This is a genomic window from Qaidamihabitans albus (genome assembly GCF_016464705.1).
GTDB classification, from domain to species: domain Bacteria; phylum Actinomycetota; class Actinomycetes; order Mycobacteriales; family Pseudonocardiaceae; genus Qaidamihabitans; species Qaidamihabitans albus.
Genome location: NZ_JAEHOB010000011.1, coordinates 62,903 through 77,412, shown reverse-complemented (window position 1 = coordinate 77,412; position 14,510 = coordinate 62,903). Strand labels below are relative to the sequence as shown.

Annotated in this window: 14 protein-coding genes; 4 read left to right on the top strand and 10 right to left on the bottom strand. The window is 71.0% G+C overall.

The window, feature by feature from the left end; genetic code table 11:
• Position 1 precedes the first annotated feature (1 nt).
• From JAP66_RS20820 to glgP, 4 genes are all read right to left on the bottom strand, one after another.
• Positions 2 to 979, bottom strand: a complete 978-nt coding sequence (locus tag JAP66_RS20820) for a class I SAM-dependent methyltransferase (protein WP_199433486.1) — start codon at positions 977 to 979, stop codon at positions 2 to 4.
• Between the two features lie 4 nt (positions 980 to 983).
• Positions 984 to 1,763 (bottom strand): enoyl-CoA hydratase/isomerase family protein, encoded by a 780-nt coding sequence (locus tag JAP66_RS20815; RefSeq protein ID WP_199433485.1) that lies wholly within the window; start codon positions 1,761 to 1,763, stop codon positions 984 to 986.
• Between the two features lie 54 nt (positions 1,764 to 1,817).
• Positions 1,818 to 2,642, bottom strand: coding sequence for an ABC transporter ATP-binding protein (locus tag JAP66_RS20810; protein WP_199433484.1), 825 nt, complete (start codon positions 2,640 to 2,642; stop codon positions 1,818 to 1,820).
• A 143-nt stretch (positions 2,643 to 2,785) separates the two neighbouring features.
• A complete protein-coding gene (glgP, locus tag JAP66_RS20805; RefSeq protein WP_199433483.1) occupies positions 2,786 to 5,338 on the bottom strand; it encodes an alpha-glucan family phosphorylase in 2,553 nt (850 codons plus the stop codon).
• Positions 5,339 to 5,441: 103 nt separating this feature from the next.
• Between glgP and JAP66_RS20800 the strand changes: the two genes are divergently transcribed.
• The gene (locus JAP66_RS20800) at positions 5,442 to 6,893 is read left to right on the top strand and encodes a neutral zinc metallopeptidase (protein WP_199433482.1); all 1,452 of its coding nucleotides are present in this window, start codon (positions 5,442 to 5,444) and stop codon (positions 6,891 to 6,893) included.
• Between the two features lie 49 nt (positions 6,894 to 6,942).
• Here the strand turns inward: JAP66_RS20800 and trxA are convergent, their stop codons facing one another.
• Both trxA and JAP66_RS20790 read right to left on the bottom strand, forming a co-directional pair.
• Positions 6,943 to 7,854, bottom strand: a complete 912-nt coding sequence (gene trxA, locus JAP66_RS20795) for a thioredoxin (protein ID WP_199433481.1) — start codon at positions 7,852 to 7,854, stop codon at positions 6,943 to 6,945.
• Positions 7,855 to 7,982: 128 nt separating this feature from the next.
• Positions 7,983 to 8,285 carry an MTH1187 family thiamine-binding protein gene (locus JAP66_RS20790; protein ID WP_199433480.1) on the bottom strand — a complete coding sequence of 101 codons (303 nt, stop codon included), beginning with the start codon at positions 8,283 to 8,285 and terminating at the stop codon, positions 7,983 to 7,985.
• A gap of 67 nt (positions 8,286 to 8,352) precedes the next feature.
• On the opposite strand from JAP66_RS20790, the gene JAP66_RS20785 reads away from it, so the two are divergent.
• Positions 8,353 to 8,853 (top strand): MarR family winged helix-turn-helix transcriptional regulator, encoded by a 501-nt coding sequence (locus JAP66_RS20785; RefSeq protein WP_199433479.1) that lies wholly within the window; start codon positions 8,353 to 8,355, stop codon positions 8,851 to 8,853.
• Between the two features lie 15 nt (positions 8,854 to 8,868).
• On the opposite strand, the gene JAP66_RS20780 is transcribed toward JAP66_RS20785, so the two are convergent.
• From JAP66_RS20780 to JAP66_RS20770, 3 genes are all read right to left on the bottom strand, one after another.
• Positions 8,869 to 9,234, bottom strand: a complete 366-nt coding sequence (locus JAP66_RS20780) for a DUF3817 domain-containing protein (RefSeq protein ID WP_199433478.1) — start codon at positions 9,232 to 9,234, stop codon at positions 8,869 to 8,871.
• Positions 9,235 to 9,458: 224 nt separating this feature from the next.
• Positions 9,459 to 10,559, bottom strand: a complete 1,101-nt coding sequence (locus JAP66_RS20775; RefSeq protein ID WP_372448994.1) for an ABC transporter permease — start codon at positions 10,557 to 10,559, stop codon at positions 9,459 to 9,461.
• Positions 10,556 to 11,464, bottom strand: coding sequence for an ABC transporter ATP-binding protein (locus tag JAP66_RS20770; RefSeq protein WP_199433477.1), 909 nt, complete (start codon positions 11,462 to 11,464; stop codon positions 10,556 to 10,558). Before JAP66_RS20770 ends, JAP66_RS20775 begins: the two co-directional genes overlap by 4 nt.
• A 157-nt stretch (positions 11,465 to 11,621) precedes the next feature.
• Between JAP66_RS20770 and JAP66_RS20765 the strand changes: the two genes are divergently transcribed.
• Both JAP66_RS20765 and JAP66_RS20760 read left to right on the top strand, forming a co-directional pair.
• Entirely contained in the window at positions 11,622 to 12,608 is a 987-nt protein-coding gene (locus tag JAP66_RS20765; protein WP_199433476.1) for a LacI family DNA-binding transcriptional regulator, read from the top strand.
• Complete coding sequence (locus tag JAP66_RS20760; RefSeq protein WP_199433475.1) at positions 12,605 to 13,636, top strand: class I mannose-6-phosphate isomerase; 1,032 nt, start codon at positions 12,605 to 12,607, stop codon at positions 13,634 to 13,636. The genes JAP66_RS20765 and JAP66_RS20760 overlap by 4 nt, the downstream gene beginning before the upstream one ends.
• Positions 13,637 to 13,649: 13 nt before the next feature.
• On the opposite strand, the gene JAP66_RS20755 is transcribed toward JAP66_RS20760, so the two are convergent.
• Positions 13,650 to 14,378, bottom strand: a complete 729-nt coding sequence (locus JAP66_RS20755; RefSeq protein WP_199433474.1) for a YwaF family protein — start codon at positions 14,376 to 14,378, stop codon at positions 13,650 to 13,652.
• Positions 14,379 to 14,510: the final 132 nt, after the last annotated feature.

Sequence of the window (14,510 nt, the reverse complement as noted above, 5' to 3'; positions counted from 1 at the left end):
GCTACAGGTCCACCGGCGCGGCCGGCTTGGTCCCGGTGATCATCACGTTGTAGAAGAGCTCACGCGGCAGGATCCTGGCCAGCACCTTCTTGTCCAGTGCGGACAGCCGGAGCCACGCGTAGTAGGCGAACAGCCGCCAGCGCAGGGTCAGCCGCTCCTGCGGAACCGCCGCCTCGACCGTCCGGATCGGCCAGCCGAGCAGCGCCGCGGAGAACTCCTCGGTCACCGCGCGGACATCCACCGCACCCGCGGTGAGTGCCTTGCGCTCCAGGTCGGACGGATCGAACGTGTGCAGGTCCACGACGGCCTCCAGCGCCGCCGCACGGGAGGACTCGTCCAGCTCCTCCTGCGACCGTCGCCACGACCGCAGCGCGGGCAGCCTCGTCACGTTGGTGGTCAGCCACCAGGTGAGCTGGCCGAGCTTGCGGGCGTAGAAATCGCCGATCCGGGTCGGCTCGCCGGCGAAGACGAACCGCCCGCCGGGCTTGAGTACCCGCAGCACCTCACGGAACGCGGCGGGCACGTCCGGAATGTGGTGCAGCACGGCGTGCCCGATGACGAGGTCGAACGAGTCGTCCGGGTACGGGATCCGCTCCGCGTCGGCCACCCGCCCGTCGACGTCGAGGCCGAGCCGCTCGGCGTTGCGCAGCGCGACCTGCACCATCCCGGGCGAGAGGTCGGTCACCGAACCGCGCTTGACGACGCCGCCCTGCATGAGGTTCAGCAGGAAGAACCCCGTGCCACTGCCCAGCTCCATCGCGGTCGGATACGGCTGCCCGTCCTCACCGGCCGCGGAGTTGAACACCTCCGTGGCGTAGGTGATGCAGCGCTCGTCGTAGGAGATCGACCACTTCTCGTCGTAGGTGCCGGCCTCCCAGTCGTGGTAGAGGACGTTGGCCAGCTTCGGGTCGGTGTAGGCGGCCTGCACCTGTTCGGCGCTGGCGTGCGGGTTCGGCGCGGGGTCCGTCACGTCGGTCACCGCTTCACCGTCCCTCGAAGGAGGCCTTGCCCGGCCCGTTCTCGATGAACGACTGCATCCCTGTGCTCTGGTCCTCGGTCGCCCACAGTGCGACGAAGAGGTTCGTCTCCAGCTTCAGGCCGTTGCGCAGGTCCGTGTCGAGGCCGCCGTCGATCGCGGCCTTGGCCGCCCTGAGCGCCACGGCGGGACCGTTCGCGAACTGCGCCGCCCACTTGTGCGCCGCGGCGTAGACGTCGTCGGGCGCGACGACCTCGTCCACGAGGCCGATCGCGAGCGCCTCCTCGGCCTTGACGAACCGGCCGGTGTAGACGAGGTCCTTGGCTTTGCTCGGTCCGACCAGGCGGGCGAGCCGCTGCGTGCCGCCCGCGCCGGGAATGATGCCGAGCTGGATCTCCGGCTGGCCGACCTTCACGTTGTCGCCCGCGATCCGGCGGTCGGCCGTCAGCGCCAGCTCGAGCCCTCCGCCGAGTGCGTACCCGGTGATGGCGGCGACCGTGGGCTTCGGGATCTCGGCCAGCGCCGTCAGCGACGCCGAAAGCGCGGTCGCGAAGGGCAGCATCTCGACATAGGACCGCGCGGCCATCTCCTTGATGTCGGCGCCACCGGCGAAGGACTTCTCCCCGCCGTAGAGGATGACGGCGCGGACGTCGTCACGGTCGGCGGCCTCCCGCGCTGCCTCGCCCAGCTCCGCCTGGACCTGGTTGTTCAGCGCGTTGACCGGCGGCCGGTCCAGCCGGATCGTGCCGACACCGGCCTCGACGTCGAGACGTACGAACTCGCCCACGCCTTCCTCCTCTGGGTTGTCGATATCCGGCAGGTTACCCGCCGGTAGAACACGTTACCGGCGCCGGGCGAAGAACCGGTCACCGGAACGCTGCAAAACGAGGTCCTGCCCGAACGTCTCGGACAGGTTCGCGCTGGTCAAGACATCGTCGATCAAGCCGGACGCGACCGCACGCCCGTCCGCCAGCAGCAGCGCGTGGGTGAAGCCGGGCGGGATCTCCTCGACGTGATGGGTCACCAGAACCATCGCGGGGGCGTCCGGGTCGAACGCCAGCGTGGAGAGCCGCGCGACCAGGTCCTCGCGGCCGCCGAGGTCCAGCCCCGCCGCGGGCTCGTCCAGCAGCAGCAGCTCCGGGTCGGTCATCAGCGACCTCGCGATGAGGGTGCGCTTGCGCTCTCCCTCGGACAGCGTGCCGTAGGTGCGGGTGGCCAGTTGCCCGATGCCGAGCGCACCGAGCAGCTCGTCCGCGCGCTCGGTGTCGAGTGTGTCGTAGGTCTCACGCCAGCGGCCGAGCACCGCGTAACCGGCGCTCACCACGACGTCGCGCACGGTCTCCTCCGGGGGCACGCGCCCGTTCAGCGCCGCCGAGGTGAACCCGATGCGCGTCCGCAGCTCGAACACGTCGACCCGGCCGAGCCGCTCGCCGAGCACGTGCACCGTCCCGGTGGTCGGGTGCAGCTCGGCGGCCGCCAGCCTGAGCAGCGTCGTCTTGCCGGCTCCGTTCGGGCCGAGCACGACCCAGCGCTCGTCCAGCTCCACGGTCCAGTCCAGGTCGGCGAGCAGCTCGGTGCTCCCGCGCCGGACGCCGACGCCGGACAGCTTGATCACCAGATCGTCGAGGTTCTCCGGTACGACCGTCTCGCTCGCCTGCTCACTCACGGGGCCATTGTCCCGACCCGGACGGGTGCCCGGTTCCCGCCCCCAAGCTCCCGCAGGATCGGCGGTTCGCTCGCAAGCTCACTCAAGAGCCGATGGTTCGCTCGCAAGCTCACTCAGAGCCGATGGTTCGCTCGCAAGCTCACTCACGCCAACACCACCTTGCCGAGCTCGGCCGGGCTGGCGAGCAACCGGTGCCGGGGCAGCACCCGCACCGTGTAGCCGAGCGCACCCGCGTGCGGCAGCCGCAGCGCGGCGGTGAACTCACCGCGCCCCGCCGGATGCATCGGCACGGTGACCACGTCCTCCAGGTCGTCGGTGTCGCCGACCCTGCCGATCACCGCCTGGACCTCCACCTCGGACTCGTCGAGCCCGGCGAGGTCGACGCCTGCGCGGACCCGCACGTCGTCACCGACCACGAACGAGTCCGAGCCCTCCGTGGTCAGCTCGGTGTCGAGCACCCGGACCCGGCGCCACGCCAGGTCCAGCCGCGTCCGGTAGTCGGCGAGCGAGCGCGAGCCCGCGTAGGAGTCCGCGGTGGCCTCGGCGACCGTGGCGGCGGCGGGCAGGTAGCAGGACTCGACGTACTCCCGCACCATCCGGGACGCCTGCACGGCCGGGCCGAGCGTGCGCAGTGTGTGCCAGATCATCGACATCCAGCCCTTCGGCACGCCGGTGGCGTCGCGGTCGTAGAACAGCGGCGCGATCTGCTGCCCGAGCAGGTCGTACAGGGCCGCGGCCTCCAGGTCGTCGCGCACCAGCGGGTCGCGCACGCCGTCGGCGGTCGGGATGGCCCAGCCGTTGCTGCCGTCGTAGAACTCGTCCCACCAGCCGTCCCGGATCGAGAGGTTCAGACCACCGTTGAGCGCGGACTTCATCCCGGAGGTGCCGCACGCCTCCAGCGGCCGCGTGGGGTTGTTCAGCCACACGTCGCAGCCGCGGTAGAGGTAGCGCGCCATCGACATGTCGTAGTCGGGCAGGAACACGATGCGCCTGCGAACCGCGGGATCGTCGACGAAGCGCACGATCTGCTGGATGAGCGCCTTTCCGCCCTCGTCGGCCGGATGCGACTTGCCCGCCACGACGACCTGGATCGGCCGCTGCTCGTCCAGCAACAGCGCGCGCAGCCGTTCCGGGTCCCGCAACATCAGCGTGAGCCGCTTGTAGGTGGGCACCCGGCGGGCGAATCCGACCGTCAGCACGTCCGGGTCGAAGATCCGCTCGGTCCAGCCGAGCTCCAGCGCGGAGGCGCCGCGCTGCAACCACGCGTCCCGCGCGCGGCGGCGCACCTCGGCGACGAGCTTGGCCCGCAGGTCGCGGCGCAGATCCCAGAGCTGCTCGTCGGTCACCGCCGGGTCGATGCCGGAGCCGTCACCGTCGTGGCCCCACTCCTCGTCGCTGCCACCGAGCAGCGCGCTCATCTCCCTGGCGACCCAGGTCGGCCCGTGGACGCCGTTGGTCACCGAGCGGACCGGCACCTCGCTCTCGTCGAAGCCGGGCCACAACCGGGCGAACATGCGCCGGGACACGCGCCCGTGCAGCTGGGAAACGCCGTTGGCGCGCTGCGCGAGCCGCAACCCCATGTGGGCCATGTTGAACATGCCGGCGTTGTCCTCGGCGCCGAGCGCCAGCACCCGGCGCACATCGATGTCGGGCAGCAGCCTGCCGTCGCCGAAGTAGCGCTGCACGAGATCGACCGGGAACCTGTCGATACCGGCCGAGACGGGAGTGTGGGTGGTGAACACCGTGCCCGCGCGCACGGCCGCCAGTGCGCCGTCGAAGTCCGGTCCGCCCGCGGCGAGGATCTCTCGTGCCCGCTCCAGGCCGAGGAACCCGGCATGGCCCTCGTTGGTGTGGAACACGTCCGGCTGCGGATGTCCGGTCAGCTCGCAGTACCGGCGGACCGCGCGCATGCCGCCGATCCCGGCCAGGATCTCCTGCCGGATCCGGTGATCGGCGTCACCGCCGTAGAGGCGGTCGGTGACGCCCCGGAGGTCGTCGTCGTTGCCGTCCACATCGGTGTCGAGCAGCAGCAGGGGCACGCGCCCGACCCGCGCCTGCCAGACCTGCGCCCGCAGCTCCCTGCGGCCCGGCATGGCGACCCGCACCAGCACCGGTTCACCGGAAGGCTCGGTGAGCAGTTCCAGCGGCAGCCCGCTCGGGTCGATCACCGGGTAGTGCTCCACCTGCCAGCCGTCCAGCGACAGCGACTGGCGGAAGTAGCCCGCGCGGTAGAGCGGCCCGACGCCGATCACCGGAACACCGAGGTCGGAGGCCGCCTTGAGGTGGTCACCGGCGAGCACGCCCAGCCCGCCCGAGTAGTTCGGCAGCGCCTCGTGAACGCCGAACTCCATCGAGAAGTAGGCGATCGCCGACGGACACGCCCCCTCGGCACCGCCGGCGGCCCTGCGCTGGAACCAGCGCGGCTCGGTGAGATAACGATCCAGGTCCTCGGTCGCCATGCGGGTCCTGGCGAGGAAGTCCTCGTCGGCGGCCAGCTCGGCCAGCCGGCCGGCCGGGACCGCGGTCAGCATCCGCAGCGGGTCCCGGATGCGGCGAAAGAGCGCGTCGTCCATCGACGCGAACAGGTCGCGGGTCGGCGGATGCCATGTCCAGCGCAGGTTGGTGGCCAGCGCGGTCAGGCCCGACAACTCCGGCGGCACGCTGGCGCGCACGGTGAACCGGCGAACTGCTCTCATGCTCAGCGACCATAGCGGCCCGTCCGGCAAGATCGCGGGGACGCGGGTCACGTTCGGCGATTCCGCGCCTGCCCTCCGGTGGCCCTGGGTAGGGTGTGCCCTCATGAATCGGACTGGGGGACGAGGCGCCCGGCGCCCGGCGGTGATCACGATCCTCGCGACCGCGATGGTGCTCGCCGCGGCGTGCGGCGGCACCACGCCCGGGCAGCCGCGGACCGTCGGGGACGTCGCCGGGCTGCCGGTCACCCACTTCGAGAGCGGGTTGCGGCCACAGGCGCCCAAGCCCGACGTGACCGTGCGCGACGCGACCGGCAGCGAGGAGGACCGGATCGCGATCGCCGCGATCGCCGACGTCAGCGACTACTGGACGGAGCGGCTGCCTGCCGACTTCCGGCAGGAGTTCGAGCCGGTGTCGTCGCTGCTGTCCTACGACCCGACCGGCGAGGAGATCGAGGTGTGCGGCGGGACCACCGCCGACGCCGCGATGAACGCGTTCTACTGCCCGCCGGAGGACCTGGTCGCGTGGGACCGCGAGATGCTGCTGCCGCTGCTGCGCGAGCGGTTCGGTCCGATGGCGATCGTCACCGTGCTCGGCCACGAGTTCGGGCACGCGATCCAGTACCGGCTCGGCCCCAAGGCCGGCGTCGACGAGGCGACCACGACCATCGTCAAGGAGCAGCAGGCTGACTGCTTCACCGGCTCCTACTTCCGGTGGATGGCCGAGGACCGGAGCAGGTACTTCGTCGTGTCCACCTCCGACGGCCTCAACCAGGTGCTCGCGTCGCTGTTCTTCATCCGCGACGAGGCCGGCCAGTCGGCGAAGGACCAGGGCGCGCACGGGACCGCGTTCGACCGGACCTACGCCTTCCAGCTCGGCTTCGAGCAGGGGGCGACGAAGTGCGCCTCGATCGACCAGGCGGACGTCGATGCGCGGATCACCGAGGAGGCCTTCGACGCCGGTGACTCGGGCGGCGGGGACGCCAGGATCAACGAGGAGATGATGCAGCTCGTCCAGCAGAGCCTCGACGAGGCTTTCGCGGGCGCCGGGGTGGAGGCGCCGGAGATCGTCGACGACGGCGGTTCCTGCCCGAACGGGCCGGACACCGCGCCGGCGTCGTACTGCCCCGATACCAACACGGTGAACATCGACCTGGAAGCGCTGGCGCAGCTGGGCCAGCCCGTGGACCGGGACGCCGAGTTCGAGGGCAACGAGTCGGCCGGCGGGCTCGGCGACTTCGCGGCGTTCGCCGAGGTCGCCTCCCGCTACACGCAGGGCATCCAGCATGGCGTCGGGGCCTCGCTGGACAACGCCAACGCCGGCCTGCGCACGGCGTGCCTCGTCGGCGCCTGGGCGGGTGCCGTCAACGGCGAGGGCAACACGCTCCGGCTCTCGCCCGGCGACCTGGACGAGGCGATCGCCGAGCTGCTGCGGCCGCGCAGCCTGATCGCGGCCGACGTCAACGGCCACCCGGTGGCGAACGGATTCGCCAGGGTGGAGGCGCTGCGGCAGGGCTACCTCGACGGCTCGGAGCCGTGCACCCGCCAGTACGGCTGACGCCTCGTGAGTGGCTACGCGAGTTAGAACTCGCGTAGCCACTCACGAGTCAGAAGAGGGCGCTGGCGAGGTCCCTGCGGGCCTTGATGACCCGCTCGTCGGCCGGATCGAAGAGCTCGAACAGCCCGACCAGGTGCTCCCGGACCCGGTCGCGGTCCTCGCCGCTGGTGCGCCGCACCGTGGCGATCAGCCGCGCGAACCCGCTCTCGACGTCGAGCTGGGCGACCTCGTAGTCGGCGGCTGCCAGCTGTGCGTCCAGGTCGGCCGGGTCCGCCTCGGCGCGGGAGACCGCGGACGGGTCGGTCTGGCTCGCCCTCGCGGCGAAGCGGACCTGGACGAGCGCGGCCCTCGCCTGCTCGTTACCCGGTTCGCTGTCGAGGATGCGCTGGTAGGCGGCCTCGGCGGCGGCGAAGTCACCGCTGTCGAACGCCTGCTCCGCCTCGGTGAAGCGCGGGTCCTCGGGCTCCTCCGCCGGTTCGGCACCTTCCTGCGGCGGGGCACCGCCGCCGGGCAGCTTGTCGCGCAGGGCCTCGAGCAGCTGGTTCAGCCACTGGCGCAGCTGCGGCTCCGGCTGTGCCCCGGAGAAAGCGTCCACCGGCTGCCCGCCCGCGATGGCCACGACGGTGGGGATCGACTGCACGCCGAAGACCTGGGAGATGCGGGGGTTGGCGTCCACGTCGACCTTGGCGAGCACCCAGGCGCCGTTACCCTCCTGCGCGAGCTTCTCCAGCACCGGGCTGAGCTGCTTGCACGGGCCGCACCATTCCGCCCAGAGGTCGACCACGACGAGCGTGTGCATCGACCGGTCGACGACCTCGGCCTGGAACGTGGCCTCGGTGACGTCGATGACCGGCGAGCCGCCGGAGGGCGGTCCGCCCGAGGGCGCGCCCTGCTGCCCGGCCGCGTCCGCACGCGCCTTGAGCCCGGAGAGGTCCACCGCCCCGGACAGAGCGGCGGACATCGCTGCTGAGTTGCCTGCTGATCCGCGTGGGTGTGTCACGGTTCCATCCTGGCACGCCCGGCCCGGGTTCTTCATGCTGGTGGGCCTATCTTCGCGGAACGCGAAGGCGCCCCCGCACCCCGGCCGCGCTACTCGCCGTCCAGCCGCCGTTCCACCCGCTCGACCTTGGCGGCCAGCTGCCCGTCGTACCCCGGCCGGATGTCCGCCTTGAGCACGAGGCTCACCCTCGGCGAGCCCTCGCCCGCCGCCTCGACCGCGCGCTTGACGACGTCCATCACCTCGTCCCACTCGCCCTCGATGTTGGTGAACATCGCGTTGGTCGAGTTCGGCAGGCCGGACTCCCGCACGACCCGGATCGCGCGCGCCACCGCCTCGCTGACACCCCCGTCCTGGTCGCCGCCCGCCGGGCTGACGCTGAATGCGACGATCATGCGTTTCTCCTCGTGTCGGTGACACCCACCCCCAGCACGGCGGTACCCGCTGGTAGCTTCGGGCGCCATGAACCGTCCGCTGCCGTTCGACCCGATCGCCCGCGCGGCGCAGCTGTGGGAGGACCGCATCGGGCCTTCCACGACGATGGCCGCGGTGACCGGGTTGATGCGAGTCCAGCAGATAATCCAGTCCGCTGTCGACGGTGCGCTCAAGCCGCACGGGCTGACGTTCGCGCGTTACGAGGCGCTGGTGCTGCTGACGTTCGCGCGCAGGTCGAGCCTGCCGATGCGGGTGATGGGAGAACGGCTGCAGCTGCACCCGACGAGCGTCACCAACATCGTCGACCGGCTGGAGAAGGACGGGCTCGTCAAGCGGGTGCCGCACCCCACCGACCGGCGCACGACGCTGGTCGAGATCACCGAGCCCGGCAGGCAGCGCCGGGAAGAGGCGACCAAGGCGGTCACCGCCATCGACTTCGGCCTTACCGGGCTGACCCCGAGGCAGACGGAGCAGCTCACCGAGCTGCTGACGAAGGTGCGCAAGGCCACCGGCGACTTCACCGAGTGACCCGGACGCACGGGCTCAGGCGCGGGCGGGCTCGATCTCGCGCGTGATGAGGCCGGTGCCGCCGTACACGAGGCGCTCGGGGCCGTCCAGCTTGCCGCGGCGCAGCGCCCAGGTCTCGAAGATCCAGGTGAACAGCGGCGGGATGCTGGCGAGCAGCGCGACCAGCAGCAGCCGCGGGCGCCAGCCGAGCGGGCGGGCCACCGCGAGGGACACGACGACGTAGAGCACGAACAGCACGCCGTGCACCATGCCGAGCACGGGCACGCCGCCCTCGCCCAGCTCCACGACGTACTTCAGGAACATGCCGATCAACAGGCCGGCCCACGAAAAGGCCTCGGCGATGGCAGCCACACGGAACAAGACAGCGGCCTTGTTCGACAAGGCTTCCTCCTCAGTCCCACTGCAGAGCAGTGTCATCACGATGCACCCAAAAGGGGATAACCGCGGGAAATCCTCGCGTGCGGAAGCCGTTCCGATCAGCGGTCGGTCGCCGGAGGAGTTCCCCGCTCACGTCAACCACGCTGTCGGACGTCGTGATACCAGTGTGAGCCGTGACAGCCATCACCGGAACACCGGGGCCGGTGATCGTCCTCACGGCGAGACGGTCAGTCCTCCCAGCGGAACACCTTCGCCGCGAGAAGCCCCACGACGACGGTGAACCCGACGAGCACGAGCACGGGTAGCGCGAGCGCCTCGGCCCCCTGCCCCCGCACCATCACGTCGAGCATCCCGTCGTTGAGGTGGCGCATCGGGAAGATGTTCGACACGGTCTGCAGCCACGCCGGGATGGCGTCGATCGGGAAGAACGCGCCGGACAGGAACGCCATCGGCAGGGTGATCAGGTTCGCCGCACCGCTGGCCGCCTCCTCCGTCTTGCAGAACGCGCCAACGAGCATCCCGATCGAGAAGAACGCCAGCGTGCCGAGCAGCAGTAGCGGGATCGCCAGCCACCACTGCCCGGAGAGCCGCAGGCCGAACGCGGGCAGCAGCGCGACCGCCACGAACACGACGAACTGCAGCAGCGCCACGCCGAGCGAGACGACCACCCGTGAGCCGAGGACGGTGACCGGCCGCACCGGGGCAAGCCGCAACCGGCGCAGCACCTGCTTCTTGCGCCAGTTGACGACGGTCAGCGCCGAACCGAACACGGCGGCGATCGAGACGGCCCAGGACAGGATGCCCGGGGCGAGGTACTGGATCGGCTGGAGCGACTCGTCCTCCACCTGCCCCGCGTCCAGCGTGAACCGCGGCGCCTGCCCGGTGGCGGCGATGTTGGCCTGGTTCACCACGCCGCTGACGATGCCCTGCACGGTGCTCGCGCGGGTCCGGTCGCTCGCCGCGAAGCGCAGCGTGACGTTGCCGCCGTCCTGCGTCACGTACGCGGGGATGTCGCCGGCACGCACCTGTTCCTCGGCCGTTGCGGCGTTCTCGATCGGTTTGAGCTCGACGGCCTCCGACCGTTCGAGCGCCGCGATCACCGGACCGTCGCCGACGACGCCGACCTCGATTCTCGACGCACCCTGGTCGCCGAAGATCAGACCGAAGATCACCAGGAACATCAGCGGGAACGGCAAGGTGAAGAACAGCGTCGCCTTGTCGCGGACGAAGCCCTTGAACATCGCGGTGGCCAGCGCCCGGAACGACGAGGAGGACGACGCCGTGCCGCTCGCGGCACGTTCCCGCTTCGGTGTCTCGGTGACCGTCACGCCCGGTACTCCCTGCCCGTCAGTTCGAGGAAGACGTCCTCGAGGGTCGCCGTGCGCACCTGCAGACCGTCCAGCGTGCCGCGCTCGGCGAGCGCGGACAACAGCGGGGCCGGGGTGTGCGTCGAGATGGTCAGCGAGACGCCGTTGTCCACGACGTCCTCCGCGCCCGGGAGCGCACGGGCCTGCTCGTGGGGCAACGCGCCGTTCTCCAGGATCACGTGCGTGGCGGCGTCCAGGTCGCGCACGAGCCGCGCCGGGGTGTCCATCGCGAGGATCCGGCCCTCGTCCATGATTGCCACCCGGTCGCACAGGATCTCGGCCTCGTCCAGGTAGTGCGTCGTGTAGACGATCGTCTTGCCCCGCGCCTGGATCTCCCGGAGCACGTCCCACAGGTTGCGCCGGGCCTGCGGGTCGAGCGCGGCGGTCGGCTCGTCGAGAAAGACGATGTCGGGATCGTGCACGAGCGCACAGGCGATCGAGAGCCGTTGCCGCTGTCCGCCGGACAGCTTCGCCTCCGGCGTGCCTGCCTTGTCGGTCAGGCCGACGAGTTCGAGCATCTCGCCGGCCCGGGCGGAGGTGACGCCGTAGAGCGCGCCGAAGGTCTCCAGCTGTTCACGCGCCGTCAGCTTCTCGAAGAACGCCGACGCCTGTAGCTGCACGCCCATCCGGGGCAGCAGCGAGATGTTGCGCGGCCACGGCGACTCGCCGAACAGGCTCACCGAGCCGGCGTCCGGTTTTCGCAGCCCTTCCGCGATCTCCAGCGCGGTGGTCTTGCCCGCGCCGTTCGGCCCGAGGATGCCGAAGAACTCGCCCTGGAAGACCTCGAACGACACGCCGTCGACCGCACGGACGTCGCCGTAGCTCATCCGGATGTCGGACACGGCGAGGGCTGAGGGCGGGCTCATGCGGGCAGGCTATCGCCTGCCGCCGTCCTGTTCGCGCGGTTTCCCGAATCAGCGGTGACAACCTCGTCGCCTTGACAACGAACAGGGGGTGGTGTCGAATCCCGGCACTATGACAACGTTGTCGCCGCGTGGTCGCGGGAGCGCGCGCCGCGCCACGATGAGCGATGTCGCGCGGCTGGCCGGCGTCAGCATCAAAACCGTGTCGCGGGTGGTGAACGACGAGCCCGCCGTGCATCCGGACACGGCGGAGCGGGTGGTCGACGCGATCGAACGACTGGGGTTCCGGCGCAACCTCGGCGCCCGCAACCTGCGCCGGGGGTCGAGCACCGGCACACTCGGGCTGATCGTCGAGGATGTCGGCAACCCTTTCTTCTCCGAGCTCAACCGTGCCGTCGAGCGCACCGCCGCGGCGTTCGCCCGGCAGGTGCTCACCGGCTCCTCGGACGAGGACCCGGAGCGGGAACGCGAGCTGGCGCTCGAGTTCTGCGCCCGGCGCGTGGACGGACTGCTGGTCGTGCCCGCCGGGGAGCGGCACGGGTACCTGGTCCCGGAGATGCGCGCGGGCACGCCGGTCGTCTTCGTGGACCGTCCGGCGGGCGACATCGTCGCCGACACCGTGCTCGTCGACAACGCGGGCGGCGCCGCCGAGGCCGTCGCCCACCTCACCGCGTGCGGTCATCGCCGGATCGCCTTCCTCGGCGACAGTCAGGAGATCTACACCGCCAGGGAGCGGCTGCGCGGCTTCCGGGAGGGCTGCGCCAGGGCAGGCGTGCGCTGCGAGGAGCGGCTGGTGCTCATGCGCCCGCCGACCGCGCACAACGTCGCCGACGCCGCGGACAGGTTGTTCGCCGGGCGTGGCTCCGCCACGGCCGTCGTCGCCGGGAACAACCGGGTCACCGTGCACCTGCTGCGCGCTCTCGCGCTTCGCGAGCGCCGCCCGGCGCTGGTCGGCTTCGACGACTTCGAACTGGCCGATCTGCTCGATCCGCCGGTCTCGGTCGTCGCCCACGATGTCAGCGCACTCGGCGAGACGGCGGCCGAGCTGCTTTTCGCCCGCGTGCAAGGAGATCAATCACCACCCAGAAAGGTCGTGCTGCCCGTGCGTCTCGTAGCCCGTGGTTCCGGAGAGGCCGGTCCGGCATGACCGGGCGGCCGGAACCGATCCGCCTGCCCGCCAACCAGCCACCGCAGTTCTACCGGGGTGGCAGCGCCATCGCGGCCCTGCGCGGGGCAGGCGGCACCGAAGAGGTCGGCCCCGAGGACTGGGTCGCCTCGACCACGGCGATGTTCGGCCAGGACACCAAGGGGCTGACCCGCCTGCCGGACGGCCGCTGGCTGCGCGAAGCGGTGCGCGCCGACCCGCACGGCTGGCTCGGTGCCGCGCACGTCGCGGCGTTCGGGGACTCGACGGCGCTGCTGGTGAAGCTACTGGACGCGCGGCAGCGGCTCCCGGTGCACTTCCACCCGCCGGACGCCTTCGCGCGACGGCATTTCGACTCGCACTTCGGCAAGACCGAGGCGTGGATCGTCGTCGGTACGTCCGGTGCGGAGCCGACCGTGTACGCGGGGTTCCGGCAGTCGCACAGCGCCAGGACCGTAGGCGAGTGGGTGCGCGATCAGGATGCCCCCGCGATGCTCGGTGCGCTCAACAGCATCGCGGTGCGGCCCGGCGACACCGTCTACATCCCGGCCGGACTGCCGCACGCGATCGGTGAGGGCGTCTTCGTGGTGGAACTGCAACAGCCCACGGACTTCTCGCTCACGCTGGAATGGCGGGACTTCCTCGCGGCTCCGGAGAAAGGCCACCTCGGCATCGGCTTCGACACCGCGCTCCAGGCGCTGGACAGGTCCGGTTGGGACGATACGCGCCTGCGCACCCTGATCCGGAGCACCGGAGGTGACTCCTCGTCCACTGTGGACGTGCTGGCGCCGGGTTCGGCCGGGTTCTTCCGCGCCGACCGGCTGCGTCCGGACCCCACGCTGGCGCTGGACCCGTCGTTCGCGGTGCTCGTCGTACTGGCGGGCGCGGGCACGTTGCGCACGGAGCACGGCGGCGATCACCAGCTCGGCAGGGGCGACACCTTCGTCGTCCCGCACGGCGCCGGGCAGACGGAGCTGGCCGGTGAGCTCACGGCGATCCGCTGCCGCCCACCCACCGCCCCACCCTCGTGAGTGCGTACACGAGTTAGAACTCGCGTGCGCGCTCACGAGCGGGACCGGACCGTCGCACCCAGGGCCAGGTCATCAGCGCCCAGACGAGGAGCACCAGTGCGACCTCGGGAATGAGGTACCAGGGCCACGGCCCCAGCACATCCAGCAGGGAGGTGGTCTCCGGCTTGCGGTTCAGGAACCCGTAGTTGGTGCCCACGACGGCGTTGAAGATCATCGCCGCAGCAGCCCAGCACGCGGTGATCGTGACGGCGACCCGGTAGCTGCGCCAGTCGGGCCGCATCCCCAGTCCCCAGGTCAGGTAGATCGCCGCCCACACGACGAGCAGATGCATCCCCCAGAACGCGATGAACTCGCGGTGCGGGAAGTCCGGGCTCGTCAGCACCGGAAAGATCAGCGCCTGCGCGCTCAGCGTGAGACACCAGTAGTAGGCGAGCGAGAAGACCCAGTGGCGGCGAGACCACAGCGCGTACGCGGCGACGAACCCCGCGAGGTCGGAGAGGTGCAGTGGTATCGAGTGCTCGATGCCCCAGTCCGACAACGTCATCGAGAACACCTGCACGCTCAGGTGCACGGTGAGGAGGACGGCCCCGAAGGAGCGGCTGAACCGGCGTGCGGCCGGAGTGTCCCGGTGCCCGCGTCCGATCGCGACGAACGCCACCGCACCCAGTGCGAACACGACGAGGACCAGCCAGTGGGACAGACCGTACGCGGAGAACTCGCCGTCTGCCGCGCGGAGGTTCACAGTGGGCCCGCGATGTCAGCCCGGCCCACCGGAGCACCGGAAAGGGCCAACTCGCACCGCCAACACCTCGCCGCTCGATCACGGACCTGCCGGGCCGATCGTACCGACGCCCGCCGAGCCCGGCAGCCCGTC

Excerpts from the sequence above, each read along its gene's own strand:
- JAP66_RS20800 (WP_199433482.1), top strand. The coding sequence starts at position 5,442 with ATGAATCGGACTGGGGGACGAGGCGCCCGGCGCCCGGCGGTGATCACG.
- JAP66_RS20785 (WP_199433479.1), top strand. The coding sequence starts at position 8,353 with ATGAACCGTCCGCTGCCGTTCGACCCGATCGCCCGCGCGGCGCAGCTG.
- trxA (WP_199433481.1), bottom strand. The coding sequence starts at position 7,854 with ATGTCCGCCGCTCTGTCCGGGGCGGTGGACCTCTCCGGGCTCAAGGCG.
- JAP66_RS20765 (WP_199433476.1), top strand. The coding sequence starts at position 11,622 with ATGAGCGATGTCGCGCGGCTGGCCGGCGTCAGCATCAAAACCGTGTCG.
- JAP66_RS20770 (WP_199433477.1), bottom strand. The coding sequence starts at position 11,464 with ATGAGCCCGCCCTCAGCCCTCGCCGTGTCCGACATCCGGATGAGCTAC.
- glgP (WP_199433483.1), bottom strand. The coding sequence starts at position 5,338 with ATGAGAGCAGTTCGCCGGTTCACCGTGCGCGCCAGCGTGCCGCCGGAG.
- JAP66_RS20760 (WP_199433475.1), top strand. The coding sequence starts at position 12,605 with ATGACCGGGCGGCCGGAACCGATCCGCCTGCCCGCCAACCAGCCACCG.
- JAP66_RS20790 (WP_199433480.1), bottom strand. The coding sequence starts at position 8,285 with ATGATCGTCGCATTCAGCGTCAGCCCGGCGGGCGGCGACCAGGACGGG.